This is a genomic window from Nocardia bhagyanarayanae, assembly GCF_006716565.1.
Classification (GTDB): domain Bacteria; phylum Actinomycetota; class Actinomycetes; order Mycobacteriales; family Mycobacteriaceae; genus Nocardia; species Nocardia bhagyanarayanae.
On the sequence record NZ_VFPG01000001.1, the window covers coordinates 1557484 to 1584412 of the forward strand.

A 26929-nucleotide genomic window follows, 5' to 3' on the forward strand; every position below is an offset into this window, starting at 1 on the left:
CCAGGATGTGCGCGGAATCAGCCCACCGGATCGGCCGGCTTCGCGACCATCAGGTACGCCTGATCGAACCGCTCGTCGGGATTCGGCGCGCAGACCATCCTGGCGATCACCGTGAAGCCCGCTTCGCGCGCCAGCTCGGCGAGCCGGTCAGGTGACCAACGGTAGGCCGGGGTCACCTTGTGGTCGAAGGCGAGCACGGTGTCGGCGGCGTCCGCCGCTTGGAATCCCAGCAGTGCGTGCCCTCCGCTCCGTAGTACCCGGTAGAACTCGTTCAACACGTGCGGCACGCGTTCCGGCGGCAGGTGGATAATCGAATACCAGGCCACCAGCCCGGCCAGCGCGCCGTCCTCGATGGCGAGCTCCTCCATCGATCCCACCTCGAACCGCATGCCGGGAAACTCGTTGCGCGCCAGTTCGATCATGCGCGGCGAGAGGTCCATGCCGAAGGCCGGGACGCCGAGCGATTCGAGGTGCGCGGCGATTCGGCCGGGGCCGCAGCCGATGTCGGCGACCGGCCCGGAACCGTTGGCCCGCAGCAGTTCCGCGAACGCGCCGAGCATGGCGCGGTCGAAAGGCTTGACCGCCAGGTTGTCGCGGGCGAACTCGGTGTAGAGCTCGGCCATGTCGTCGTAGGCCGTGCGGGTGGCGTCGACATCGGCATGGGTCAAGAGCGGAACTCCTTTGCGCGAAACGGTGCGTCTCATGGCGTCGCGGAGAGCGCGGGGTCGTCCTGCGGAGCGGCGGCGCGAGACTGCCTTGTTCCGAGGAACGATCCGAGCACTACCAGCGGAAATCCTATCGCCATCCCCGCGGTGAGCGGCTCATTCAGCAGCGTCACGCCCAGCACGATCGCCACCGCGGGGTTGATGTAGGTGATCACCGTGGCGCGCGCCGGACCGACCTCGCCGATCAGCGCGAAGAACAGCAGGAAAGCCGCCGCGGTGCAGACGATCGCGAGCCCGAGCACCGACAGCGAGGCGTCCGCGGGGAAGTGCTCGGGTCTGCGCAGTGCTGCGAACGGCGTGTAGAGCGCGGCCGCGAGCAGCAGCGAGGCGGTGACCACGCCCATCGGCGGCAAGTCGGCGAGCGAGTGGTTGATAACGATCGGGCCGACGGCGTAGCCGATCGTGGTCAGGGCGATGGCGCCGATCGCGGCCGGATTCGACAGATCCACGTCGAGGCCGACCAACGCCGCGACACCCGCGAAGCCGACGATCAGGCCCAGAATCCTTCGGGCGTCGAAGGTTTCGTGCCCCAGGCGAGTCACGATCAGTACCGCGATCAACGGCACCGCCGCGATCAGCAAACCGACGGTGGAGCTGTTGAGCGTGGTCTCGGCGTACCCGATGAGGAACCACGGGCCCGAGATCTCCACCAACGTGTAGAGCAGCAGCGGTCGCCAGCGCCGGAAGACCGGTCGCAGCGCGTCGGTGTACAGCGCGATCGGCAACAGCAACAGGCCGCCGATCAGCGTCCGGCCGAACGCCACGAACACCGGGTCGAAGTCCTCGACCGCGACCGCGATCATCGCGTACGGCACGCCCCAGATCACGCCCATCGCCAGGAACAGCAGCCAACCGCGCTTGCTCATCGCACCGTTCCCCGAGCCGTCGCCGCAGATTTCATGCTCTCGCTCGCTTTCGATCCACGAGGAGCCTAGCGGGTGATCCCATGATCCGACAGATCCGATTTTCCCACGGCGACAGGTCTTCTCGGCGCGTCGCTTCCCGGGCGATGGGTCGCGAAGGTATCAGGACCTCAACGACTTTCGCGACAAACGCCGATCAGCAACCCAGCTGATCCGCCAGGTCGAGGAAGTCCCCCGCGTTCACGTCGAACTCGTCCTCGTACTCCACATCCACCGCGCCGCCCACTCCGAACTCCAGCGGCCGCGCCACGAACGCCGTGCGGAAACCGAGTGCGCCCGCCGCCCGGATGTCGTACTTGTGGCAGGCGACCATCATGATCTGTCCCGGCGCGAGTCCCAGGTAGGTCGCGGCCATGCGGTAGGCCGCCGGGTCCGGTTTGAAGGCGCCCGCCATCTCGGCGGTGAAGACCGCGTCCCACGGCAGACCGCCCAGCTTCGAAATATTCACCACCGCCGCGACATCAGCGTTCGACAGCGTCGCCAGTGTGTACCGCGTCTTCAATCGGGTCAGTCCGGGGACGACGTCCGGCCACGGCACGATCCGCTGCCAAGCGCAGGCCAGGTCTTCTCGCTCGGCGTCATCGAAATCCGCTACGCCGTAGTCGGCCAGCAGCCGGTCCAGTGCGTCCGCGTAGACCGAGTGCACCGTCGTCCAGTCGTTCTTACCGACCTTCGCCTCCCGCAGCACGTCGAAATACCTCGCGCGCCAGCGGTCTACGAATTCGACCCAGTCGACTCCCGGATGCCTGCCCGCGCTCGCCGTGCGCAACGCGCCGAGCACCGTCGAATGGAAATCCGTAGCCGTGCCCTGCACGTCGAACAGCAATGCCTCTATTCCCACCTCGGAAATCCAACCACGCGGGACCTGCTCGGCGCGGACGAGTGGGAGTCGTGCGGCGCAGAGCCGCGACACTGGGGGCAGCGCGGTCGGGTTCAGTCGCGGTGACCAAGCCTCCGATGGTCGCCCGCAACCCGCGCTGTCGGTCCGGTGCGGTTGGGTCGGACGGGCGGGGTGCCCCACAGGTTGCGTAGCAGGATCCAGGCCTGATCCGGGTCGGGTGTGCGGCCCGCCTTCATCTCGGCGGCGCCCCAGCCGTCTACCGCGCGAAGGACGGCGGCGGTGGCGGCGACCAGCAGGTTGCGGTCGGTCTCGACGGTGATGATGCCGATGGCGATCCCGTTCGCGACGAAGTCGGCGATCCAGGACATGAACGCGCCCTGTTCCCGCAGCAGGAAGGCGGGATCGATCAGCGCGAGGTCGGCGGGGTGCGTCTCGATGTGGGCGCGCAGCCGCTGCTCGATGGTCTTCAACTGCGACCAGAACTCGGCGTCGTCCGCGACCTCCCGCCACGTGCCGAGTACCTCCGCGAGGCGAGCGGCGACGTCGTCGAGTGCGGTGTACAGCAGGTCTTCGCGGCCGTCGAAGTAGTTGTACGCCGAGGATTTCGAGATGCCCGCCGCCGCGATGATCTGGTTGTAGGAGGCGGTTTCCACGCCGTCCTCCGCGAAGATCCGCTGCGCGACATCGAGGATGCGGCGTTGTTCGTTGGCGGGAAGCCGGGTGAAGCGGGGGAGCGGCATGGTCACATCCTAGGGCCTAGTCGTGCGCACCTATGGTGTGTACCATCGGTACACACCGACATTCTGAAAGGTGGGTGCGGCTATGGCCGACGCCGTCATCGAGACGATCGGACTGCGCAAGCGGTTCGGCGACTTCACCGCCCTCGACGGACTCGACCTGCGGGTCGAGGCCGGTGAGGTGCACGGATTCCTCGGGCCGAACGGCGCGGGCAAATCGACGACGATCCGGATCCTGCTCGGACTTGTCCGGCCCAGTGGCGGCACCGCCCGCCTGCTCGGCGGCGATCCGTGGCGCGACGCCGTGCGGCTGCACGACCGCATCGCCTACGTCCCCGGTGACGTGTCGCTGTGGCCCGGCCTCACCGGCGGCGAATGCCTCGACGTGCTCGCCGCCGCGCACGGCGGTTTCGACCGCGTCCGTCGCGATGCCCTCGTCGAACGGTTCGAACTGGATCCGGGAAAGAAGAGCCAGGACTACTCCAAGGGCAACCGGCAGAAGGTCGCGCTGGTCGCCGCGTTCGCCTGCGACAGCGAGCTGCTCATCCTGGACGAGCCGACATCCGGGCTGGATCCGCTCATGGAGCAGGTGTTCCAGCAGACGCTGGCCGAACGCAAGCGCGCGGGCTGCACCGTACTGCTGTCGAGTCACATCCTCGCCGAGGTCGAAGCGCTCGCCGACCGGGTCAGCATCATCCGGCAGGGACGGACGGTCTCGACGGGAACACTGGACGAATTACGCCGTCACACAACGACTCACGTGCACGCGGTCACCACCGCGGCGCCGGTGCTGGACCACGTGCCCGGGGTGAGTGCCGTGCGCATCGAGCAGGACGGGGCCGGGTACGCGGTCTCGTTCGGCGTGGACGCCGGGCAAGTCGGGGCGGCGGTCGGCGCGCTGCACGCGGCCGGATTGGTGTCGATCACCGCTAATCCGCCGAGCCTGGACGAGTTGTTCCTGCGCAACTACGCGTCCGCCGAAGCGGTGGGGGTGTAGCGGTGCGCGGACTCACGGTGATGGTTGGTGTCGGCCTGCGCGGCAGCCGTCGGCAGATCTCGTGTTGGGTGCTCGGGCTCGCGGTCGTCTTCGCGGGGACGGTGTGGTCGCTGGACAGCCTGTATTCCACCCCCGCCGAATTGGCGGGCTACCGGGCGGCCACCGAATCGGGCACGGCGTTGTTCGCGATCAACGGCAGGCCCTATGGACTGGACGATCTGGGCGGAGTCATCGCCTACGAATTCGGGTTCATGAGCGCACTGGCCTTTCCGCTCATGGGAATTCACCTGGTGACGCGGATGACGCGGCGCGAAGAGGAATCCGGGCGGGCGGAGTTGTTGCGCGCCGGGTCGGTGGGCCGGGTCGCCGGAGTCGCCGCGGCGGTCGTGCTGACCGGTTCCGCGCTGGTATTGGTTTCCGTATCCATGGTTGTCACTTTGCTGGTGACAGGGCAGGAATTGCGTGGCGCACTCCTCTATTCGGCGGCGCTGATGTCGCTCGGCTGCTGCTTCGCCGCGATCACGGCGTTGGCGGCCCAGGTGGTCGCATCGGCACGAAACGTCCTCGGCATCAGTCTCGTCGTGTTGATCGCGGCATTCCTCCTTCGCGGCATCGGCGATGTGCGCGGCAACGGGTTGGTGTGGCTGTCGCCGATCGGCTGGGCGGAGCAGGCGCGCCCGTTCGGCGCCGGGCGGTGGTGGCCTGTGCTGCTTGCGCTGGGTCTCGCCGCGGTGATGTTCGGCGTGGCTTGCTGGGTCGCGGGTCGCCGTGATCACGGCGCCGGGGTGCTCGCCGCTCGTCGCGGACCCGTATCTGCGGCACCGATATTGCTGCGGCCCTGGGGGTTCGCGCTTCGCAGGCATCGCGGCGGTGTCGTCGCATGGAGTGTGATCGGCGCGCTCGTTGCCATCTCGTTCGGTGCGCTCGCCGACGCGATCCGCACCGTGATGGCGGACAACGCTGCTCTCCAGGACGTCTTCGGCGGCGGTAGCGCGAATCCGGATGCGTACCTGTCGTTCGTCGTGGTGCTGCTGGCCTTGATCGTCGCAGGTTACGCGGTGCAAGGCGTCGGCCGGATCGCGGAGGACGAGCCGGGCGATCGGCTGGAACCAGTTCTGGCCGGCTCGATCTCGAGGTCGCGATGGTTGGCCGCCGAGGTACTGATCGTCGCGTGCGGCACTGCCGTGGTCGCCGCGGTGAGCGGATTCGCGCTCGGCGTGAGCGATGCGCTGGCGGTGGGCGATTCCTCGGCCGTGCTGCGACTGACCCTCGCCACGCTCTCGTACCTGCCTTCCGTCCTCCTACTGCTGGGACTCGCGGTGGCGCTCTATGGAATCCGCCCCGCCGCCTTGTCCGCGAGCTGGGCCGCCTTCGTCGCCGTAGCAGTCGTCGCCACCCTCGCCGACACCCTCCGCCTCCCCGAATGGCTCCGCCACCTCTCCCCACTGGAATGGGTCGGCCGCACTCCATCCGACCCCGTCTCCCCCTGGGCACTGATCGCCTCCGCCACCTTGGCCACCGCTTTGATTGCTCTGGGCCTCAACGGGTTCGCCTTCCGCGACATCCCGACGCGCAGCAGCTCGTGGGGACTGGCTCGACTTATAACGAACAACGCCTTCACGATCGGTGGACGATCGTGAAGGCGTTGCCGGGAGATGTCGGCGGTTGTTCGGTGGCCGCCGACATCGGCTAACTCACCTCGCGCCGGTGGTGGTCGGCGCCGGGGTTTGCGTCGTGGTGGTGGGTTGGGTCGTGGTCGGCTGGGTGGTGGTCGGCGCCACGGGCTCAGCCGGTGCCACGGTTTCGGCGGGTGCCGCGACCGAGGTCCGCGCCTGGGGGTTCGCCACCTCCGGAGCAGTTGTGGTGCTCGAGGTTTCGGACGAGGCCGGGGGCGTGGTGGTCGGCGCCGTTGTCGTCGATGTGACGGCGGCGTCGGTCTTCGTGGTCGTCGGCGCGGTGGTGGTGGTGGTCGGCGCGGCCGAGGTCGTCGTCGTGGTAGAGGCGGACTTCGGCTTCGTGGCCGACTCCACCGCCTCCCGCGCGGCGGCGAAATCGGCGGCGTCCGGCTCGGAGGACTTGTCGACCGTCTCGCCCGCCTGCGCCTGCTTCGCCAGGTGGGTGAGCCATGCGGCCGCGTACTCGGCGGAGGTCAGCGGCCTGCCTTCGTCCGGGTTGGCGTCGCGCCAGTAGTCGAAGTGGTGGCCGGTGTGGTCCGGACCGAGCGTCAGCTTGTACGGGTCGCTCATGATCACCGGAATGGTGTTCTGGTTGGTCACGATGAGACCGATGATCTCGTTCAGCACCTTCTGCGGCAGGTACGCCAGCGGCGACATCTGGTCGGTCGAGATCGCGTCCGACTTCGCGGGCTCCTTCGGCTGCTGACCCGGCTTGTATTCCGGATCGGAGACCCGCAGCAGAACCTCGAGGAAGGTCTCGTCGCTCGCCATCCAGTTCGGCTGCGACGCGATGTCCGCGAACGCCGTCATCGCGATACGACCGAGGACAACGGCGACGTCCATGCCGTTGGTCGGATTGAGCCCCTCGCGCTCGAGCTGGTCGACGTTGATCTGCCTGCCCACGTTCACCACGAGCTGCAACAACGAGATGTTCTCCGGCGCCGCGCAGGTGAGGTCGCCCTCGGAGCAGAACGACGCGATCTTGCCGTTCAGCTTGCCGAAGTCACCGCTGGTACCGGGCAGCGCGCCCTGGCCGGAGACCGGCTTCCTGCCGTCCTGATACTGCTGATCGAAGCCGTCCGGGTTGCTGAACGGATCCTTCGAACCGGGGAACGGCCCGTCGCCGGCCGAGCGGCCCGAGTCGGCCAGGATGACGACACCGAGCACGTCGTCCGGATCGACGATCGTCGGATCGCCCTCCTCCTGGTGCCCGATGTTCATCGCGACGCGGCGGACCACGTCGGCGCCCTCGCTGTAACCGACGATCGAGAACTTGGTGTCCGGGCAGGCCTGCGCGATCTCCCGCATCACCTGCTGGGTGTTCGCGACGCCCGCGTTGACGGCGTCCTCGTAGGTGGCCATGTTCGCCGGGTAGGCGATGTAGACCGCGGCGTAGGAGCCGGGCTCGACATCGTCGGCCGGAGCGTTCACGACCGGATCGACCCAGCGGCTGTTGTGGTCACCGGCCAGCGCGGCGGGCAACTCGTTGCCGTTGGCGTCGACCAGCAACTTCGTGGTCCCCTCCGCGGGAGTGTCGCCGCGACCGGCGACCGAAATGGTCACCATGTCATGGCATTCCGTGACGGAAGCCCTGAGTTGTGTATCCGCCGTGTGCGGAGGCGAATTGATGGCGAACGACGCGGCGACTATAGCCGCCACGCCGAGCACAGCTGGTGCGGCAACGGCCGAAGCGATGCGATGCCGCGCGAAAAACTCGCGAAAAGCCATGTCCCGATCCCATTCCAGTACCGACAGGTGGGCTGGCCCCCCGACGGGCCATATGTCACCAAGCACGTCGCGGTTCGGCCGGCGAGCGTTACTGTGATCGATTCGTGGGGGTTCTGTGGGGGCGGCCGGCCCGGATGCCGCCGCCGGCGAACATGCTGGCCAGGGCCATCTACGACGCACAGTGTCGAACGTCTCGTTCATCCAGTGCCGATCGCATTCGTCGATGGGCCCAGGCAGCCGCGGCCGCCCGCCCACTCACCAGACACAGCAGCGGACAGGTCGCTCGGGAATCGGTCTCCGCAGCCCTCTTTCGCATCCGACGCGAATGCGTGACCGATTACCGCTAATGGTCTTGACGAATGGCTTATCCGGATGTCACTATAAATACGGGAAGGCACCCAGAAATGCGGTGCTTATTTATTTGCGCCCTCGACATCGGTCGAGTTCAGGTGTAATTTGAGACTTCGCGCCGAGACGCGCGCTGTCCAACTCTCGAAATACGAAATGACTGTAGAAGCGGCTCTTGTCTGCGTGCCGCTTTCTACCCGTTGTTGTCGAGTCATGTTCGGGCAGTGTCCGGCACGGTGCGCGATGTGAATACACCCCCACAGGACAAGCAGATACCGTGACGACCGCGCGATCCGCGTGGGCGGCGCGAGGTGCTGGAAGGACGCATCTTGGCAGTCTCGAGTCAGACCAAGGTCGATGCCGCAAACCCCGCCGGTACCGCGAAAGCAGGGATCCCGAAGCGGGTCTCGTTCGCGAAACTCCGTGAACCGCTGGATGTTCCAGGATTGCTGGATATCCAGAGCGAGTCGTTCGAATGGTTGATCGGTGCGCCGGCCTGGCGCGAACGGGCGGCGGCGATCGGCGATTCACCCGAAGGTGGATTGGCGGAGGTGCTCGCGGAGATCAGCCCGATCGAGGACTTCGCCGCGACGATGTCGCTGACGCTCTCCGAACCCCGTTTCGAGGAGGTCAAGGCCTCGATCGAGGAATGCAAAGACAAGGACATGACCTACGCGGCGCCGTTGTTCGTCACCGCGGAGTTCATCAACAACAACACCGGCGAGATCAAGAGCCAGACGGTCTTCATGGGTGATTTCCCGATGATGACCGACAAGGGCACGTTCGTCATCAACGGCACCGAGCGTGTCGTCGTTTCACAGCTGGTGCGCTCGCCGGGTGTCTACTTCGATCGCACCGTCGACAAGGGCACCGAGAAGGATCTGCACAGCGTGCGGGTCATCCCGTCGCGCGGCGCGTGGCTGGAGTTCGACGTCGACAAGCGCGACACCGTCGGCGTGCGCATCGATCGCAAGCGCCGTCAGCCGGTGACGGTCCTGTTGAAGGCGCTCGGCTGGACCGCCGCGCAGATCACCGAGCGATTCGGTTTCTCCGAGACCATGATGACGTCACTGGAGAAGGACAACACCTCGGGCACCGATGAGGCGCTGCTCGACATCCATCGCAAGCTGCGTCCCGGCGAGCCGCCGACCAAGGAGTCCGCCCAGAACTTGCTGGAGAACCTGTTCTTCAACGAGAAGCGCTACGACCTGTCCCGCGTCGGCCGCTACAAGATCGGCAAGAAACTCGGCATCCCCTCCGGCGCACGGGTGCTCACCGAGGAAGACATCGTCACGATCATCGAGTACCTGCTGCGGTTGCACGCGGGGGACAAGGTCATGACCGCGCCCGGCGGCGAAGAGGTGCCGGTCGAGGTCGACGACATCGACCATTTCGGTAATCGCAGGCTGCGCACCGTCGGCGAGTTGATCCAGAACCAGATCCGGGTCGGCCTCTCCCGCATGGAGCGCGTCGTCCGCGAGCGGATGACCACTCAGGACATCGAGGCCATCACACCCCAGACGCTGATGAACATCCGCCCCGTCGTCGCGGGGATCAGGGAGTTCTTCGGAACCTCGCAGATGTCGCAGTTCCTGGATGAGCGGAATCCGCTGGCCAGCCTGACCCAGAAACGCCGTCTGTCGGCCCTCGGACCGGGTGGCTTGACCAGGGAGCGTGCCGGTCTCGAAGTTCGCGACGTGCATTACAGCCACTACGGCCGGATGTGCCCGATCGAGACGCCCGAAGGTCCGAACATCGGGCTGATCGGTTACCTCTCGGTGTACGCGCGGGTGAATCCGTTCGGCTTCATCGAGACGCCGTACCGGAAGGTCGTCGGCGGCAGGGTGACCGACGAGGTCGACTACCTCTCCGCCGACCAAGAAGACCGGCATGTCGTGGCGCAGGCCAACGAGGCGCTCGATGCCGACGGCCGCTTCGTCGCCGCCCGAATCGCGGTGCGTCGCAAGAACTCCGAGGTCGAGCTGGTCGACCCCGCCGAAGTCGACTACATGGATGTGTCGCCGCGCCAGATGGTGTCGGTCGCGACCGCGATGATCCCGTTCCTCGAGCACGACGACGCCAACCGCGCTCTCATGGGTGCGAACATGCAGAAGCAGGCCGTGCCGTTGATCCGGACCGAAGCCCCGCTGGTCGGTACGGGTATGGAGTCGCGGGCCGCGATCGACGCGGGCGATGTCGTCGTGAACGAGAAATCCGGTGTGGTCGAGGAAGTCTCCGCGGACTACGTCACGGTCATGGCCGACGACGGCACCCGCAAGTCCTACCGGATGCGCAAATTCGCGCGGACCAACCAGGGCACCTGTGCGAATCAGCGTCCGATCGTCGACGAGGGTCAGCGCGTCGAACGCGGCGAAGTGCTGGCCGATGGACCAAGCACCGAGAACGGTGAGATGGCCCTCGGTAAGAACCTGCTCGTGGCGATCATGCCGTGGGAGGGCCACAACTACGAGGACGCGATCATTCTGTCGCAGCGCCTGGTGGAAGAGGATGTTCTCACCTCGATCCATATCGAGGAGCACGAGATCGACGCCCGTGACACCAAGCTGGGCGCCGAGGAGATCACCCGCGACATCCCGAATGTGTCCGATGAGGTGCTCGCCGATCTGGACGAGCGCGGCATCGTGCGTATCGGTGCCGAGGTTCGTGATGGTGACATCCTGGTCGGCAAGGTGACCCCGAAGGGTGAGACAGAGCTGACTCCGGAGGAGCGGTTGCTGCGCGCGATCTTCGGTGAGAAGGCGCGCGAGGTGCGTGATACGTCGCTGAAGGTGCCCCACGGTGAGTCGGGCAAGGTCATCGGTATCCGGGTGTTCTCCCGTGATGACGAGGACGACCTGCCGCCGGGTGTGAACGAGCTGGTGCGGGTGTATGTGGCGCAGAAGCGCAAGATCCAGGACGGTGACAAGCTCGCTGGTCGCCACGGCAACAAGGGTGTGATCGGGAAGATTCTGCCGACCGAGGACATGCCGTTCCTGCCGGACGGCACTCCGGTCGACATCATCCTCAACACCCATGGTGTGCCGCGTCGTATGAACATCGGCCAGATCCTGGAAACCCATCTGGGCTGGATCGGCAAGGCGGGCTGGAACATTCAGCTCGCCGACGGTGCGCGTCCGGACTGGGCGAAGCGGTTGCCCGAGGAATTGTTGTCGGCGAGTCCAGGCACGAATCTCGCGACACCGGTCTTCGACGGCGCACGCGAGGAAGAACTCGCCGGGTTGCTTGCGTCGACACTGCCCAACCGCGACGGCGAGGTCATCGTCGGCGCGGACGGTAAGGCGACGTTGTTCGACGGCCGCTCCGGTGAGCCCTTTCCGTACCCGGTGGCGGTCGGTTACATGTACATCCTGAAGCTGCACCACCTGGTCGACGACAAGATCCACGCGCGGTCGACCGGCCCGTACTCGATGATCACCCAGCAGCCGCTCGGTGGTAAGGCGCAGTTCGGTGGTCAGCGCTTCGGTGAGATGGAGTGCTGGGCCATGCAGGCCTACGGCGCGGCCTACACCCTGCAGGAACTGCTCACCATCAAGTCCGACGACATCGTCGGCCGCGTGAAGGTCTACGAGGCGATCGTCAAGGGCGAGAACATCCCCGAGCCCGGCGTTCCGGAGTCGTTCAAGGTGCTCCTCAAGGAACTCCAGTCGCTGTGCCTCAACGTCGAGGTCCTCTCCGCCGGGTCCGCCGTCGAATTGCAGCACGGCGACGACGAACTAGACCGCACCGCCGCCGATCTCGGCATCACGTTGTCCCGCCAGGAGTCCGCATCGATCGACGACCTTCCGGGCTGATTCGCACGTCCGGGCTGCCGCGCGCTGGATTCTCGGTGCACGGCATCCCGGGCGGTCGCGGCTGGAAGTTACGCGCCTCGAGCGCTATTCGACAGCCGCGGCCTCGCGTATCGCCCGCACGGCGGCGGCCGGGGTGTAGTCCTCGGGAACCCTTTCGACCAGGATGATGTCACCGTCGATGTGCCGCGAGCGCAGCGGCGCGATCTCCCGATACTCGGCCGAGTCCCACCAGGCCCGCGCCTCGTCCATCCCGGGAAACCCCAGCATCACAACACCTCCCGGCCAGCTCCCCTCCTTCACCTCGTGCTGCTTGGCGTGCACGAGGTACCGCCCGCCGTACGGCGCGAGTGTGCCGGGCAGCCGCTCGATGTACTCGGCGATGTCCGGATGCGGCGCCGCATCCTGCAGATGAGCGATGACGTACGCGGTCATGAGCATCCTTCCGTTCCACCGATTTTCGTCACGCCGCCATCCTGGCACGCAGCCGGACACGGATCGATTACCTGAAAGGTAAGCGCGGAGGGGTGCTCAGACCCCTCCGCTCGAGAGGCGCTGCCGGAGGGCGGCCGCGCGGAGCGTGAGGTGGTTGCGCTCGGCGAGATTCTGCGCCTGTGCGGCCGCCTCCACGTAGAGCCGGGCCGCCGTGGCGATGTCGCCGGCCCGCTCGTGCAGGTAGGCGGACGAAGCGGTGTACCTGGGGAGCTTCGGGTCGAGTCCGGCGAGTGCTGCGAGGCCCGCGTGCGGTCCGTCCGCCTCGCCGACGGCGACCGCGCGGTTGAGCCGAACCACCGGGCTGTCGGTGAGACGGACGAGCTCGTCGTACCACTCGACGATCTGCACCCAGTCGGTTTCCTCGGCTGTTTGCGCGTCGGCGTGCAGCGCGGCGATCGCGGCCTGAGCCTGATACTCCCCGAGCCGGTCGCGGGCCAGGGCCGCTTGCAGAATCGCAATGCCCTCGGCGATCAGATCGCGCCGCCAGAGGCCACGGTCCTGCTCCGCCAGTGGCACGAGACTGCCGTCGGCGCGGGTCCTGGCCGGGCGTCTCGCGTGGTGCAGCAGGAACAGGGCGAGCAGTCCCGCGACCTCCGGGTCGTCCGTGGTCGTCGCCAGTTGCCTGGCCAGCCGGATCGCCTCCGCGGCGAGGTCGACGTCGCCGCTGTACCCCTCGTTGAACACCAGGTAGAGCACCCGCAGCACGGTGCGCAGGTCGCCGGGACGGTCCAGCCGGACCTCGCTCACGGTGCGTTTGGCCCGGCTGATCCGCTGGGCCATCGTCGCTTCGGGCACGAGGTAGGCCTGCGCGATCTGGCGTGTGGTCAGCCCGCCGACGGCCCGCAGCGTCAGCGCGACGGCCGACGCGGGGGTCAGGCTGGGATGCGCGCACAGGAAGTAGAGCTGCAACGTCTCGTCCACAGTGGCGGCCGGTCCCGGCGGCGGCTCCTCGGAGACCAGCAGCTCACGGCGCCGCCGCGCGGTGTCGGAGCGGGCGAGATCGAGGAAGCAACGCCACGCCGTGGTGACCAGCCAGCCCTTGGGATCTTCGGGGCGCCGGTTCGGCCAGGTCTCGACGGCACGAATCAACGCCTCCTGGACCGCGTCCTCCGCGGTCGCGAAGTCCGCCCCGCGGTGGACGAGGGCCGCCAAGACGCCCGGAATCAGGTCCCGCAGCCGGCCCTCGTCCACCGCGTCGGCGCCCATCACTCGGTGACGGTCGGCGGAGCCGTCAGGAACGGCCGAACCTCGAGCCACTCGTGAATCGGCTTGCCGCCCGCGCCGGGCGCCGCGGACAACTCCCCTGCCAGCTCGACGGCGCGCTCGTACGAGTCGACGTCGATGATCATCCAGCCGGCGATCAGGTCTTTCGTCTCCGCGAACGGCCCGTCCGTCACCGGCGGCTTGCCCTCGCCGTCGTAGCGGACCCAGGCGCCCTCCGGCGCGAGGGCCTGGCCGTCCACGTACTCGCCGCTGTCTTGCAGGCGGGCCGCGAAGTCGTTCATGTACCGCAGGTGCGCCTCGATCTCGGCGGGCGTCCACTGATCCATCGGCACGTCGTTGACGGCCGCCGGGGCGCCTCGATAGTGCTTGAGCAGCAGGTACTTGGCCATGACATTCTCCCTTCGGCTTGCGACCCTAGTTGGTCGCTCACCCCTGGGACGGAACCGTCACGACGTTCTCGACATCTGCCGCCGAAATTTTTCAAGTCGCCGCGGCGGTCTGTACGAACGACCGGACGAGTGGGTTCACGGTGGCGCTGTTCCAGGCGACGACAAGGCTGCTCGGCGGCATATCGGTCAGCCGGACGGCGACGAGGCCCTCGGGCAGTGCGTGCGTGAGGGGCGCCAGCCCGATCGTGCCGCTCCAGAGCACTGCTTGCAGGCACTCGTGGACGGTGCGGACGACGGGACCGCGCCGGAGTTCACCGCCGTTCCAATAGGCGCGCCAGACGGGATCGCTTCCCTCGGGCAGCTGGAACCAGCGGCGATCGGAAAGGTCGCTCAGCAGCAGGGATTCGCGGTCGGCGAGGGGGTCGTCGCTGCGGAGCACGACCCCGACCGGGTCGGAGCGCAGCACCACGGTGTCGATCCCTTTGTCGTCGAACGGCATTCGGGTGAGCGCGATATCGACGAGACCCGTTCGCAGACCGGTGGTCGGATCGGTGAGATCCGCTTCGCGAACTCGGATTCGCACCTCGGGATTGCGTCGACGGAAGGCGGCGGCGAGGCGAGTACCGGCCTGTTCGGCGCTGTCGGCCAGCATGCCGATCGTGATGGCGGCAGGTCCGGCGGCGGCGCCGACGCGGGCGCGCACCTGCTCGGCCTGCTCCAGCAGTGCGCGCGCCTCGTCGTAGAGAACGGCTCCGGCCGGGGTGAGCGCGACTCCGGTGGCGGAGCGGTGCAGCAGGTGGGCGCCGAGTTCGGCCTCGAGGCGTTTGATGGCCCGGCTCAGTGGCGGTTGGGACATGTGGAGACGGGCGGCTGCGCGTCCGAAGTGCCGCTCCTCCGCAACGGCCACAAAGTATTTCAGCGCGCGCAGGTCCATCACCGGCGACGATACCCGCACGGTATCGGGTGGAGGAAACAGGTGTTGGACGGGGCGATCCGCGCCGCGCTGGACTGGACGCGTCCGATAGACGGCGAATCCGATTGTGGCTACGCCTTTTTCGAGGAGGTCATATGGCCGAACACGTGCTGCCTGAACCTGCCGTAGAGATCACCGGAGTACGGGAACTCGCCCGCGATCTGGTGGTTGTTCCCAACCGAAACGTGCAGCTGGTTCCCAACATCGGGCTGATCGGCGGCACGCATTCAGTGCTGGTCGTCGAGACCGGAATGGGTCCGGCCAACGCCGAGAAGGTGCTCGAATTCGCGACCGACTACGCCGCAGGCCGCAAGCTGTACCTGACCACGACCCACTTCCACCCCGAACACGCCTTCGGCGCACAAGTATTCAGCGACGCGGCGACCTTCCTGATCAACCGGGCGCAGGCCACCGACCTGGCCACCAAAGGCGGCGGTTACCTGGAGATGTTCCGCGGCCTCGGGCCGTCGATCGCCCGGCACTTGGAAGGCGTCGAACTGGCCACCCCCGACATTGTCTACGACCACTCCTACGACCTCGACCTGGGCGGCCGCGTGGTGCGGATGCGAGCCACCGGCCGAGCGCACAGCAAGGGCGACCAGGTCGTGACGATCCCCGATGCCGAGGTGATGTTCACCGGAGATCTGGTCGAGGCGGGACAATTCGCGATCTTCCCCTGGTTCCCGCCGCACGACACCGACGTGTCCGGCACCGGCTGGATCCGCGTGATGGAGCGGCTGGCCGCCGAACAGCCGAAGATCGTCGTGCCCGGCCACGGCGACATCGGCGGCGCGCGGTTGCTCACCGACGTCGGCGACTACCTGCGCCTGCTGCGCGACGAAACCTGGCTCCGCCGCGACTCGTCGATGAGCCAGGACACGATCGTCGACGAAGTACGCGCCCTGATGATCGAACGGCATCCGGACTGGGCGGGGCAGGACTGGATCGAGCAAGGCGTCGGCTGCCTGTGCGCCGAACACCCCCACCGCAACGGCGACTCCGAACAGTGAGTACGGAACCTCGCCCCGAACTGCGAAACCGACTGCCCTTCATCGGGTGATTGCTCGAGTCGCGGCATTTCGTGGGCTCGTGGTGACCCCTCCGAGTTCAACCGAGCACGCGGGCCCGCACCTCTGGCGACCATTCGACGTATTCGACATCCGTCCCGTCGGGATGACGAAGGTAGGCGAATCGGCCCGTTTCGCTGGTGAACGGCCCACCGGTCACGACGGCTTCCGAGGCCGTCAGTTGAGCGATCAACTGGTCGAGGTCGTCGACAATCACCGGCCCGACTGTCGAGCGATAGCGATCGATGTGTTCGGGTGAGCCTGCGATGAGCAGAAAGTCGCCGACCGCCGCGATCTCCGCTTGCTCGAAGCCGAACCGCAGATCCGTTGGGGCACCGACGATGCTCTCGTAGATCGGCAGCGCGGTGTCGAGGTCGGCGACGAACAAGCGGGCGTAGGTTTTCAGGATCTGCATAGCCGAGACGCTACGGTCGAGCTGGCGGCGGCAGCAGTACGCACTTGAAGGTGAGCGGTGGTGTTCGATGCGCAGCGATGATGAGGACGAGCAGCGCGCACGCGATATCGCGCTGCGTGTGTTCGCCGTGGTGTCGACGAAGTGGGGCCTGCGGGTCTTGGAGGAGATCCATGCGGACCGCCGCCGATTCCGTGAGCTGCACCGCGCAGTCGACGGCATCAGCTACAAGGTGTTGACCCAGACCCTGCGCGACCTCGAAAATCACGGTCTGGTCGCACGATACGATCACGGCACTGCCAATCCCCGCGTCGACTACTCCCTCACCGAGGCCGGAACAGAGCTTGTGGACGCGATCCACGCGTTGTGTGATTGGTCCCGCACTCACCTGGACCGTCTACTCGATGCGCCCGCAAGTCGGGCCGCTCCACGAACATCTCACTGACGCAGCGGCCGTCGACCGCGCCCGCTACCAGCGTGATGGCATTTCTTCCTGGTCGTCGAAGCGTGCACGGGCGCGCTCGACGGCGGGCAACGTGGCGGTGGTCCAGTGCAGGAGCGCGTCGATGAGGTCCTGCAACGACTTTCCGATCCGCGTGATGCGGTACTCGACGGCGACGGGTCGGGTACTCGTGACGACGCGCTCGACCATCCCGTTGCGATCGAGGCGCCGCAGTGCCGCCGTGAGCGGCTTCTGCGTCACGACCGGGATCGCCCGACGGAGCTCGTTGAAGCGCAACGGCCGCTCGCACAGTGCATCGAGGATTTGTAGCGACCACTTGTCGAGCACCTGGTCGAGCAGCTCGCGGTGTCGCTCGGTGAGCTGAGGACTGTCCGAACTGTGTGGAGCGGTATCCGGCATGACACCTAGTCTCGTTGAAGTTCCCTTCGCAACACGGCACGCGGCTTGGCGGGCGCCGGAGCAAGCTTCGCCGACGTCGTACGCCTCCGGTTCTTCGTCACGCACTGGAGCCCGGACAAGTACGACGACTTCATCGCAGGTATCGACCGCGTCGCAGAAGAGCTCGGAATACCGCGCCCGTTGCCGCCTTTGTCGGCGATCGGCGTCGACTACCTGTTCGAGCCCGACGTGCTCGTCGAGGTCGAGGCGTTCGCAGTCCTCGACTGAGCTCCAGTCACCGACTGTGGCCCGCCATCGACGGTGTCAGCGGGTGAGGCCGCCGAAGAACTCGCGGAGGTCACCGGCGAGCAGGTCGGGCACTTCCAGCGCCGGAAAGTGGCCGCCGGAGTAGAACTCCGACCAGTGCACAATGTTGTGCGCCTTCTCGGCGAAACGGCGAATCGCGAAATCGGCGGTGGTGAAGACGGCGACACCGGTCGGCACGGTGCCCTTCGGCTTGGGCGCGAACATCGACCCGTCATGAAACCGCTCGTAGTAGTAGTTGGCCACGCTGCGCGCGGTATCGGTGAGCCAATAGATCGTGACCGTGGTCAGGATCTTGTCGCGGTCGATGGCCTGGTCGGGCAGTTCGCCGGCGGCATCGGTCCACTCCTTGTATTTCTCGACGATCCAGCCGAGCTGCCCGACCGGCGAATCGGCGAGCAACTGGGCCAACGTGTTCGGGCGCGAACCCGCCAAACTCATGTAGGCCGACCCGTTGTCCTGAAACTCCTTCATGCCGGCGAGGCGCTGCTTGTCGGCGTCGGTGAGAGCGGCCATATCAGCGGGATCGCCGGTCGGGAACGTGACAAGGGCGTTGGCGTGCACTCCGAGCACGTGCTCGCCGTGCTCGCGGCCGAGGCGCGGGGCGAGGAAGGCACCGTGGTCGCCGCCATGGACGCCGTAGCGTTCGTAGCCGAGCCGGGCCATGAGCTCGGCCAGCGTGGCAGCGACCCTGCCGTCGTGCCAGCCCAGTTCGGTGAGCGCTCCGGAGAACCCGTGGCCGGGCAGCGTCGGGATGACCAGGTGGAAGGACGGAGCCTCGGGCTCACCGTGTGCGGCCGGGTCGGTCAACGGCCCGACCAGGTCGAGGAAGTCGGCCGCGGTCCCGGGCCAGCCGTGGATCAGCAGCAGCGGGGTGGCCTCGGCATGGTGCGAGCGGATGTGCAAGAAGTGCAGGTTCTGGCCGTCGATGGTGGTGGTGAATTGAGGGTGTGCGTTGAGGCGGGATTCGATCGCGCGCCAATCGAACTTCTCGGTCCAGTACGCGGTCAGATCGCGCAGGTAGGAGGTCGGCACACCGCGTTCCCAACCCGCTGCGGGGACCTCGTCGATCCAACGCGTGCGGGCGAGGCGTTCGCGCAGGTCGTCCAGGTCGGTCTGCGGGATGTCGATGCGGAAGGGGCGGATCTCGTTGTCGCTCATGCCCTGAACGATTCCGGTAACAAGGGCGCCGCCGAATCACGAAATCTCGTTATTCTCGGGCCGCTGTCCCTGGTCCAGCCGGGTAAAGAGGCTCACAGGCTGTCGAGCCGGTGGCCGATGCGCAATGATTGCCGGGTGAGTGGCGTGGTCAGTGGCGTGCTTGTCGGCCGTGCCGCGGAGGTAGCGGAGCTGGCGGATGCGTTCCGCGATGAGCAGGTGGCCGCGGTGCTGATCGGCGGTGAGGCGGGAATCGGGAAATCCCGCTTGGTCGCGGAGTTCAGCGGTCGCCTCGATCCGTCGGTGCTCACTCCGGTCGGACGCTGTCTCGAATTCGGCAGCACCGCGGTGCCGTTCGCGCCCTTCGTTGCCGCGCTGTCGAGCCTGGTGCGCCGGCTCGGCGTGGACGAAGTGGCCGCGTTGCTGCCGCCACAGCCCGCGCTGGCGCGTTGGCTGCCGCAGCTGGCGGTGCGGTCCGGGCTCCCTGCCGTCGAGTCGGATCGCACCCAGCTGTTCGGTGAGGTCTTGATGCTGCTCGAGCAGCTGGGTGCGCGGCGACCAGTGGTGCTCGTGCTGGAGGATCTGCATTGGGCCGACCAGGGCACTCGGGAACTGCTGGCATTCCTGGTGGCCAATCTGGCACAGCGTCGGATTCTGCTGATCGGCACTTACCGGCCTGCCGAGTCCGGGCCGCTTCGTGACTTGGTCGCCCAGCTGCGCCGCGACCCCGCGGTGCGCATGGTCGCTCCGCAGCCGTTGACACGACACGAGGTCGGGCGCCAGCTGGCGGCGCTGCTCAACAGCGAGCCCGCACCGGAGGCGATCACCCGGGTCTTCGAGCGCAGCGGCGGAAACCCGTTGTTCGTCGAGGCGCTGAGTCGATCGACGGAGTATCTCCCCGCCGATCTCACCGACCTGCTGTTGAGTTTCTTGTCGGGACTCGGCGACGCCTCCCGAGTCGTTGTCGCCGCGGCCGCGGTCATCGGTTCGCCCGTGCGACACGACATGCTGGCCGCCCTCAGCGGGCTGCCCGCCGCGTCGCTGCTTGCGGCGCTGCGAGAGCTGACCGATCGGGAGTTGTTGCACGCCACCGACACCGGATACGAATTCCGGCATGTGCTGATCCGCCAGACCGTCTACGAGGATCTGCTGCCCGCCGAACGCTCCCGCATGCACGCCGCACTGGTCGAGATACTGCGCACCCACCGCGCGGCGCTGCCCCCGCCCGTCTACTACGCCGAGCTGGCCCACCATGCCGAGGCTTCGGGCGACCTGCGGCGGGCGCTGATCGCTTTCTGGAAAACCGCCGCAGCCCTCGACGACGCCGCGGCCCAGCTGTATCCCCTGCAACGGGTTGTGGACCTGTGGGACCGCCTGCCCGCCGCGGAACTCCTGGACACAACGAGAAGTGCTGTCCTGGAACAGTTTGCGGCCGCCTGCGACCGCAGCGGTGAAGTCGTGCGCGGTATTACCGCCGTCGATGACGCGTTGGCCGCCGTCGACCCGGCCCTCGACCCATCCCGGGCCGCCCGGTTGTATCGACTGCGCGCCGCGCTGCGCAGCCGCACCGGAGCGGGCCCGGGCGCGGATGTGGACCGCGCCCTCGAACTTCTGGCCGCACAACCCCCGACAGTTCTCCGCGCGGAAGTGTTGGCCGACCGCGCCGTCCACCGGGTCTTCGCAGGTGATCCGGCCGGCGCGGCCGAGGACGCGACTGCGGTCTTGCGCACCCTGGAATCACATGCGGAACTGGACTTCGGTCCCGGCGACCGACCGATCCCGGACTCGGTGCGAATCGCTCGATCGACCGCCCGCGCCCACGCCTACCGAGGATTGGCGTCCGCGGACGACATCGACACCGCCATTGCGTGTTTCGAACAGGCCAGGCGAGCAGCCGAGCTGTCCTCGGACACCCGGACAGCTGTCGACGTCGCGGTGTGGGAATCGGCGGTACTGGTCGGGGCAGGCCGATACGAGGCCGCGATCGGCGTGGTCCAACGAGGACTACGCGCAGCGCAGGCCGCCTTCCGCTTTGAGGAATCGGGACCGATCCTGTTCGTGAAGTGGACCCAAGCGCTGACAGCGCTCGGGCGCTGGCCCGAAGCACTCGGTGTGGTCGATGACGTGCAGCTGTCGCAGCTGCCGCCGCTGAGCGTGGCAGCACTGCGGCTGTCGCACGCCAGAATCGCTCTAGCCCAAGGTGATTCGCAGCGAGCGCTGACGCTGGCCGAGCAGGTCGCGGCACTACTCGGTGACGGTGTCTGGGCGCGGCAGTATCGCATCCAGCTGCACGTTTTACACACCGCACTCGCCGTGCAGCGAGAGGATATGGCAGCGGCGCGGGCGGTCCTCGATCGATCGGTGGCCGACGGCACGGACGTGCTGACCGCCTATCCGCACGAAACCTGGCCATTGGTGGCGTTGAGCGCCCGAGTACCGCAGGCCCCGGGCGAGCTGCGGGCATTGGCCGACTCGATGCCGCGGACTTCACCGGTCCACCTCGCACACTCCGCCGTATTCCGCGCGCACACCACCGGATCCGCGCCCGATTGGTCGACAGCAGCCGATGCCTGGGCCGCCCTGAGGCAACCCTACGAACACGCCCAAGCTCTACTCGCCGCAGCGGACTCCGCCGTCACCGCGGGTGATCGTGCGTCGGCAACCGCCGCGCTGCGACTGGCCGTGTCACGCGCCGCCGACCTCGGCGCGGTCCACATTCTTGATGCCGCACGGCAATTGGCCCGCCGCAGCCGCCTCACAGTGGACGATTCCCCTGTCGGCGCTGCGAGTACGAACGCGGACAGCGCGCCTCGCGGTTTCGGTCTCACCGCCCGTGAGCTCGACGTGCTGCGCCTGATCGCCGAAGGAATGAGCAACCGAAGCATCGCCACCGAGCTGTTCATCAGCCCCAACACCGCCGGCGTCCACGTCTCCCGAATCCTCACGAAACTCGGCGCATCCAGCCGCACCGAAGCAGCCGCGATCGCCCACCGGCACAACCTGATCTCGTAGAAGGTGTCAGCTGTATGTCAGCTCGGTGTCAGTCAGCCCGGCGACAGTGTGTACATCGAACAAAACGACCGGCACCGACACCGTTCCAGACGGTGCCACAACCGATTTCGAGGAGTACACGACATGTCCATCACCGTCACCCTGACCGACCAGGACAAGAGCACCCTGCGCATCGCGGCCTACGGCGCGGTGTCGCTGATGGCCGCCGCCGGTGCGCCGCACAAGGCCATCACGCACGGCTCCATCGCCCTGACCTCGGCGACCGGACTGGTCGGGCATGTGCTCGCCGCCAAGTCCAAAGACATCCATCTGCAAGGCAAGTCCGTCGCCGAACTCGCCGACCAGGTGCTGCCGAGCCTGACCACAGCCATGCGCCTGCTCGGCAAGTATCCGGGCGAGGCCGACAACTTCCGCGGCACCGTCCTGGTCGCCGTCGAAGCCGCCGCCGCGCCCCGCAAGGGTGAGTCCAGCCCCGCCATGGCTGTGATGGCCCGCAAGATCACCGCGGCCCTCGACGCCGCCTGAATCAGCCGCGGGCCATGTCCACGAACCGGCTCAGGTGCAACTGGTGGGCGACGGTGATGGTGGCGGTGGGGCCGTTTCGGTGCTTGCCGAGGATCAGGTCGGCCTCACCGCCGCGCGGGTCGTCCCGTTCGAATGCGTCGGGGCGGTGCAGCAGGATGACCATATCGGCGTCCTGCTCGAGCGAGTTGTGCGCTGAGATGCCTTGGGCCACGAAGTTATGCGTGCCGGGGACGGTGCCGTCGTAAACGTCTTGTTCACCGAGGCTGGTGATTTCGACGATCTTGTCCCAGAACACGTCGTTGGTCGCGAACATCTCGATGTCGGCATCATCGAGGACGGTGGCGACGCGAGCCAGGCGGGAGCGGCTCGGGGAGCGCTTCCACATGGTCGATCCGCAGAAACGGGAGCCCATGGCGGCGGAGAACTCGCGGTGCGTCATATGCCGGGCGGACAGGAGGTCGCGGACCTTCGTCCAGACTTCCTTGGGCACCGTGTCGACGTTGGTATTCGGGGTGAAATCGGCCAATTCGGTGAGGACCGACTCCCCTGCCCGGCCCCGCGCGCCGTGCACGCCGATGTCACGCAGGAAGACGGTTTGGTTCTCGCAGCCGTCGACTGTGAGGTGCCAGCAGTCCCGATAACCGGACTTCTGTACGCGCTTGATGCGGCCGTGCACGCCGAGGCGCAGCAGCGCCTGAGCGAGGTCGTCGACGAGGCGGCGGCTGGTCGAGGCGTAGTAGATCCGCGCCTGGCGTCCCTTCGCATCCCAGCGCACCGAGCCGTCCGTCGCCCAGAGATGCCGGACGAACAGCGCGAGCTGATCGTTCGGCAAGGCGAAAACAGCCTGCGGAATAAACTTCTCGTAGCTGCGCAGGCCGAAGAGGCCGAGCTCATCGAGCCACGCCGCAATGGGATTGCGCTTGCCGTGGGTGAGTCGATACGGCGCGGGCAGGCGGAGGGTGGTGACGCGTGCTGCCGCGTACTCGTCGCGCACCGCCGCCACGCCGAAGTGCTGCGCCGCGGTCGTGACGGCGGCGAGGTTGTCTTCGTCGATGCTCGCGTAGCGGATCGGCTGCCGCTTCACGCAAGAGCCGTCACCGATCATGTGGGCGAGCAGGATCACCTCCGCATCGGCCATGCGAGTGGTGTGCACCGGTTCGGGAACCTGCCGCGGCGTCGCCAGGCGGTCGCCGATAGTGAGCTTCTCCAACGGGATCCAGCCGTCCACCGTCAAGAACGGATGGTTGCCGGTCGCCTCCACTTCGCGCCCGGATGCGAGCCGCAGCTTGAAGACTTCCTTACGTCCGCTGGGGAACACCTTCACCATCGGACGCGCAACCATCCGCATACGTTCGTCCAGTGACCACACCAAGGGCTGTTCGCCACTGGCGAGCAATTCACCGAGCGTGGTCTCGCCACCATTGTCGGCGCGCAGGATCCGGGTCGAGGCGGGCATACAGCCCGACTCGCGGAGGTCGGAGACCATGGGGCGCTTGTCGGTTCGCTGTTCGGGGCCCCGGTTCAGCTGGCTGATCGCGACCACCGGGACTTCGAGTTCCTTGGCCAGCAGCTTGAGGTTTCGGGAGAAGTCCGAGACTTCCTGCTGGCGGGATTCGACCTTCTTGCCGGAGGTCATCAGCTGAAGGTAGTCCACCACAACCAGTTTGAGGTCGTGGCGCTGCTTGAGACGACGCGCCTTCGCCCGGATCTCCATCATGGTCAGGTTGGGCGAATCGTCGACGAACAGCGGCGCCTCACTGATCTCGCTCATCCGCCGAGCCAGCTTGGTCCAGTCGTCGTCGCTCATCCGCCCCGACCGCATATCACCGAGCTTGATCTTCGCCTCCGCCGACAGCAGACGCATGACGATCTCGGTCCTGCTCATCTCGAGCGAGAAGATGACGCTGGCCAGCCCATGCTTGATCGAGCAACTCCGCATGAAATCCATGCCCAACGTCGATTTGCCCACGCCAGGCCTAGCCGCGACGATAATCATCTGGCCCGGGTGCAGGCCGTTGGTGATTTCGTCGAGTTCGGTGAAGCCGGTGGGGACGCCGAGGGAGATGCCGCCGCGGGAGGCGATGGAGTCGATTTCGTCCATCGTGGGCTGCAGGAGTTCCTCGAGGGGGAGGAAATCCTCGGTGGTGCGGCGTTCGGTGACCTCGTAGACCTCGGCCTGGGCGCGGTCGACGACCTCGGCGATGTCTTGGCCGTCGGCGCCCGCGTAGCCGTACTGGACGATGCGGGTGCCCGCCTCGACGAGGCGGCGCAGAATGGCCTTCTCCGCGACGATTTCGGCGTAGTAGCCCGCGTTGGCCGCGGTGGGGACGGTCTGGGTGAGGGTGACGAGGTACGGCGCGCCGCCGATGCGCTTGAGTTCGCCGCGGCGGTCGAGGCCGGCGGCGACCGTGACGGGGTCGGCGGGTTCACCGCGGCCATACAGATCGAGGATGGTGTCGTAGATCGCCTGGTGCGCTGGGCGGTAGAAGTCGCCGGGCCGGATGACCTCGACGACGTCGGCGATGGCGTCCTTGCTCAGCAGCATGCCGCCGAGGACGGACTGCTCGGCGGCCATGTCGTGCGGCGGCTGGCGGCCGAAGTCTTCGCCGGGAGGTTCGGGCGGGAAGTCGGTGTGCCCGCGGTCATCGGTGGTCGTCACCAGACTCGACCGTCCTCTCTGCCCCACGATCGGATTTCACCGTATCGATGACTCGTTCTTACTCCGGGCCTCTGACACGTTTGCCACGGCCACGGACGCATTTGCCCCAGCCGCGTCGACCGGTTCCAGCAACCATCGCGACAGCTCGAAATCGCGCCATTCCGTACGGCCCGATCCGGGCAATGCGACGAACCTAGGCGACTCGGTGGGGCGTCGCCAAACCGAGCTGTGCACACAACTGTGGATAAGTTGGGGACTGTTTACCAAACCGTGTGCACCCCCTGTGTACAACTTGGGGAAAACCCAGGTCACTCCGGCTAAAGACGCTGATGGATGCGCGTTTCCGCATCCATCCACGTGTGGATAGATCTCACCTCGGCGTGTCGCTCGAGATGAACAGCCGGGCGTGTTGGGTAAACAGCGCGTGTGCACGCTATGAGCTGAGTCACATTGCGATCGGTCGGTTTGCCCAGTAATCCACAGGCCGAATAACCGGAGGTGAAACGCGATAGCCGACGCGAGCCGGTAGTGCTCCAATTCACTGCATCACACCAGAGCAAATAGCTGGCTAACAGCGGAGCGCAACGCGAAAAGGCAAGCCGAAGACCACCCCCGTGCGATCACGGGGGTGGTCTTCGACGTGAAGTGCGAACCGCCCGGAGGCGGTGCGGACTCAGCTCGCGGCGGCGACCTGCAGGTCGAACTTGGCGACCACGTCCGGGTGCAGGTGCACCACGATGCCGTGCTTGCCGGTCGACTTGATGTGCGCCTTCGGCAGCTCGATGCTGCGCTTGTCGACCACGGGGCCGCCCGCGGTCTTGATGGCCGCGGCGACGTCCGCCTGGGTCACCGAGCCGAACAGCTTGCCGGTGCCCGCGGTCTTCACGCTCAGCGAGACCGACTCCAGGCCTTCGATGGCCTGCTTCAGCTCGTTGGCGTGGTCCAGGTCGCGAACCCGGCGGGCGTCCTGCGCCCGGCGGATGCCCTCGACCTGCTTCTGCGCGCCACGGCTGGCGACGATGGCCAGGCCGCGCGGCAGCAGGTAGTTGCGGCCGTAGCCGTCCTTGACCTCCACGGTGTCGCCGGGGGCACCGAGGTTGTCCACATCAGCGGTCAGAATCAACTTCATTTGCGTGCCTCCCTTACTCAGCGAGCCGTCGACACGTAGGGCAGCAGGGCCACCTCACGCGAGTTCTTCACGGCAACGGCGATGTCACGCTGGTGCTGCACGCAGTTGCCGGTCACCCGGCGGGCGCGGATCTTGCCGCGGTCGCTGACGTACTTACGCAGCAGCGTCGTGTCCTTGTAATCGATCGAAACGGTGCCGGACTTGGCTTCCTTGCAGAAAGCGCAAGCCTTCTTCTTCAGCACCTTTTCGCGCGCGGGCGCTTTAGGCATGTGTCTCTTACTCCAAAATTATTGTGGCCCAAGTGATCCGGGCCAATGAAAGCCGTCTCAGAACGGCGGTTCGTCATCCATGCGGCTGCCCCCGAAGGAACCTGCCGCGGGCGCGCTGCCCCAGGGGTCGTCCTCGGCGCCGCCGGAACGACCGCCGCCACCACCGCTGCTGCCGGAGGAGGCGTAGTTACCGCCACCGCCACCACCGAAGCCGCCGCCCCCACCGCCGCCGCGGCTGGCCTTGTTGACCTTCGCCGTCGCGTAGCGGAGCGAGGGGCCGACCTCGTCGACCTCGAGCTCGACGACCGTGCGCTTCTCACCCTCACGGGTTTCGTAGGAGCGCTGCTTGAGCCGTCCGCTCACGATGACGCGAGCGCCTCGGGTCAGGCTTTCGGCGACATTTTCCGCGGCTTCGCGCCAGATGTTGCAGCGCAGGAAAAGCGCTTCGCCGTCTTTCCATTCATTGGTATTACGGTCGAACACGCGGGGGGTGGACGCGACGGTGAAGTTCGCCACCGCCTGCCCCGCGGGCGTGAAACGCAGTTCGGGGTCGGCCGTCAAGTTTCCAATGACGGTGATGACCGTGTCGCCTGCTGCCATGGGTTCCTCCTGCTCGGTGTGCAGTCCGCATGCACTCGCTTGTTGCGCTAGAGCCTAGAGACAGGCAC

Annotated in this window: 23 protein-coding genes and 1 pseudogene; 8 read left to right on the forward strand and 16 right to left on the reverse strand. The window is 66.9% G+C overall.

Annotated elements, in window-relative coordinates:
- Positions 1–17 precede the first annotated feature (17 nt).
- The 4 genes from FB390_RS06400 to FB390_RS06415 all read right to left on the reverse strand — a co-directional run bounded on the left by FB390_RS06400 (position 18) and on the right by FB390_RS06415 (position 3229).
- A complete protein-coding gene (locus FB390_RS06400; protein ID WP_246123884.1) occupies positions 18–668 on the reverse strand; it encodes a class I SAM-dependent DNA methyltransferase in 651 nt (216 codons plus the stop codon).
- Positions 669–700: 32 nt separating this feature from the next.
- Positions 701–1591, reverse strand: coding sequence for a DMT family transporter (locus FB390_RS06405; protein ID WP_141808116.1), 891 nt, complete (start codon positions 1589–1591; stop codon positions 701–703).
- 193 nt (positions 1592–1784) lie between these two features.
- The gene (locus tag FB390_RS06410) at positions 1785–2498 is read right to left on the reverse strand and encodes a haloacid dehalogenase type II (protein WP_141811586.1); all 714 of its coding nucleotides are present in this window, start codon (positions 2496–2498) and stop codon (positions 1785–1787) included.
- An 83-nt stretch (positions 2499–2581) separates the two neighbouring features.
- On the reverse strand, positions 2582–3229 hold the full coding sequence (locus FB390_RS06415; RefSeq protein WP_141808117.1) for a TetR/AcrR family transcriptional regulator: 648 nt from the start codon (positions 3227–3229) through the stop codon (positions 2582–2584).
- An 82-nt stretch (positions 3230–3311) separates the two neighbouring features.
- Here FB390_RS06415 and FB390_RS06420 point away from each other — a divergent pair, with 82 nt between their 5' ends.
- On the forward strand, positions 3312–4223 hold the full coding sequence (locus FB390_RS06420) for an ABC transporter ATP-binding protein (protein WP_141808118.1): 912 nt from the start codon (positions 3312–3314) through the stop codon (positions 4221–4223).
- A gap of 2 nt (positions 4224–4225) precedes the next feature.
- The gene (locus tag FB390_RS06425; RefSeq protein ID WP_141808119.1) at positions 4226–5863 is read left to right on the forward strand and encodes an ABC transporter permease; all 1638 of its coding nucleotides are present in this window, start codon (positions 4226–4228) and stop codon (positions 5861–5863) included.
- A gap of 54 nt (positions 5864–5917) precedes the next feature.
- Here FB390_RS06425 and FB390_RS06430 read toward each other — a convergent pair whose 3' ends face one another.
- Positions 5918–7627, reverse strand: a complete 1710-nt coding sequence (locus FB390_RS06430; RefSeq protein WP_141811587.1) for a cutinase family protein — start codon at positions 7625–7627, stop codon at positions 5918–5920.
- Positions 7628–8286: 659 nt separating this feature from the next.
- Between FB390_RS06430 and rpoB the strand changes: the two genes are divergently transcribed.
- Complete coding sequence (rpoB, locus tag FB390_RS06435; RefSeq protein ID WP_141808120.1) at positions 8287–11787, forward strand: DNA-directed RNA polymerase subunit beta; 3501 nt, start codon at positions 8287–8289, stop codon at positions 11785–11787.
- An 84-nt stretch (positions 11788–11871) separates the two neighbouring features.
- On the opposite strand, the gene FB390_RS06440 is transcribed toward rpoB, so the two are convergent.
- The 4 genes from FB390_RS06440 to FB390_RS06455 form a co-directional block, all read right to left on the reverse strand.
- Positions 11872–12219, reverse strand: a complete 348-nt coding sequence (locus FB390_RS06440; protein ID WP_141808121.1) for a DUF1330 domain-containing protein — start codon at positions 12217–12219, stop codon at positions 11872–11874.
- 96 nt (positions 12220–12315) lie between these two features.
- Positions 12316–13485: an RNA polymerase sigma factor gene (locus FB390_RS06445; RefSeq protein ID WP_141811588.1), complete on the reverse strand. Its 1170-nt coding sequence runs from the start codon at positions 13483–13485 to the stop codon at positions 12316–12318.
- A complete protein-coding gene (locus FB390_RS06450) occupies positions 13485–13892 on the reverse strand; it encodes a YciI family protein (RefSeq protein ID WP_141808122.1) in 408 nt (135 codons plus the stop codon). The genes FB390_RS06445 and FB390_RS06450 overlap by 1 nt, the downstream gene beginning before the upstream one ends.
- 91 nt (positions 13893–13983) lie before the next feature.
- Positions 13984–14826 carry a LysR family transcriptional regulator gene (locus tag FB390_RS06455; RefSeq protein ID WP_141808123.1) on the reverse strand — a complete coding sequence of 281 codons (843 nt, stop codon included), beginning with the start codon at positions 14824–14826 and terminating at the stop codon, positions 13984–13986.
- A 134-nt stretch (positions 14827–14960) separates the two neighbouring features.
- Here FB390_RS06455 and FB390_RS06460 point away from each other — a divergent pair, with 134 nt between their 5' ends.
- On the forward strand, positions 14961–15875 hold the full coding sequence (locus FB390_RS06460; RefSeq protein ID WP_141808124.1) for an MBL fold metallo-hydrolase: 915 nt from the start codon (positions 14961–14963) through the stop codon (positions 15873–15875).
- 97 nt (positions 15876–15972) lie between these two features.
- Here FB390_RS06460 and FB390_RS06465 read toward each other — a convergent pair whose 3' ends face one another.
- Positions 15973–16347, reverse strand: coding sequence for a VOC family protein (locus tag FB390_RS06465; RefSeq protein WP_141808125.1), 375 nt, complete (start codon positions 16345–16347; stop codon positions 15973–15975).
- Between the two features lie 67 nt (positions 16348–16414).
- Between FB390_RS06465 and FB390_RS06470 the strand changes: the two genes are divergently transcribed.
- Positions 16415–16789: a winged helix-turn-helix transcriptional regulator gene (locus FB390_RS06470; RefSeq protein ID WP_141808126.1), complete on the forward strand. Its 375-nt coding sequence runs from the start codon at positions 16415–16417 to the stop codon at positions 16787–16789.
- Positions 16790–16813: 24 nt separating this feature from the next.
- Here FB390_RS06470 and FB390_RS06475 read toward each other — a convergent pair whose 3' ends face one another.
- Positions 16814–17206: a winged helix-turn-helix transcriptional regulator gene (locus FB390_RS06475; protein WP_141808127.1), complete on the reverse strand. Its 393-nt coding sequence runs from the start codon at positions 17204–17206 to the stop codon at positions 16814–16816.
- A gap of 21 nt (positions 17207–17227) precedes the next feature.
- Between FB390_RS06475 and FB390_RS06480 the strand changes: the two are divergent.
- Positions 17228–17473: pseudogene (locus FB390_RS06480) on the forward strand (RidA family protein); the annotation flags it as partial.
- 36 nt (positions 17474–17509) lie between these two features.
- Here the strand turns inward: FB390_RS06480 and FB390_RS06485 are convergent.
- Entirely contained in the window at positions 17510–18670 is a 1161-nt protein-coding gene (locus tag FB390_RS06485; RefSeq protein ID WP_141808128.1) for an epoxide hydrolase family protein, read from the reverse strand.
- 135 nt (positions 18671–18805) lie between these two features.
- Between FB390_RS06485 and FB390_RS06490 the strand changes: the two genes are divergently transcribed.
- Together FB390_RS06490 and FB390_RS06495 are read left to right on the forward strand one after the other, a co-directional pair.
- A complete protein-coding gene (locus FB390_RS06490; protein WP_185756956.1) occupies positions 18806–21679 on the forward strand; it encodes a helix-turn-helix transcriptional regulator in 2874 nt (957 codons plus the stop codon).
- Positions 21680–21802: 123 nt separating this feature from the next.
- A complete protein-coding gene (locus tag FB390_RS06495; RefSeq protein ID WP_141808130.1) occupies positions 21803–22204 on the forward strand; it encodes a hypothetical protein in 402 nt (133 codons plus the stop codon).
- 1 nt (position 22205) lies between these two features.
- Here the strand turns inward: FB390_RS06495 and FB390_RS06500 are convergent, their stop codons facing one another.
- The 4 genes from FB390_RS06500 to FB390_RS06515 all read right to left on the reverse strand — a co-directional run bounded on the left by FB390_RS06500 (position 22206) and on the right by FB390_RS06515 (position 26861).
- Entirely contained in the window at positions 22206–24863 is a 2658-nt protein-coding gene (locus FB390_RS06500) for a replicative DNA helicase (RefSeq protein ID WP_141808131.1), read from the reverse strand.
- A 673-nt stretch (positions 24864–25536) separates the two neighbouring features.
- Positions 25537–25992 carry a 50S ribosomal protein L9 gene (rplI, locus tag FB390_RS06505; protein WP_067786799.1) on the reverse strand — a complete coding sequence of 152 codons (456 nt, stop codon included), beginning with the start codon at positions 25990–25992 and terminating at the stop codon, positions 25537–25539.
- Between the two features lie 17 nt (positions 25993–26009).
- Positions 26010–26261 carry a 30S ribosomal protein S18 gene (rpsR, locus tag FB390_RS06510; protein ID WP_067786801.1) on the reverse strand — a complete coding sequence of 84 codons (252 nt, stop codon included), beginning with the start codon at positions 26259–26261 and terminating at the stop codon, positions 26010–26012.
- Positions 26262–26318: 57 nt separating this feature from the next.
- Entirely contained in the window at positions 26319–26861 is a 543-nt protein-coding gene (locus tag FB390_RS06515) for a single-stranded DNA-binding protein (RefSeq protein WP_141808132.1), read from the reverse strand.
- Positions 26862–26929 lie beyond the last annotated feature (68 nt).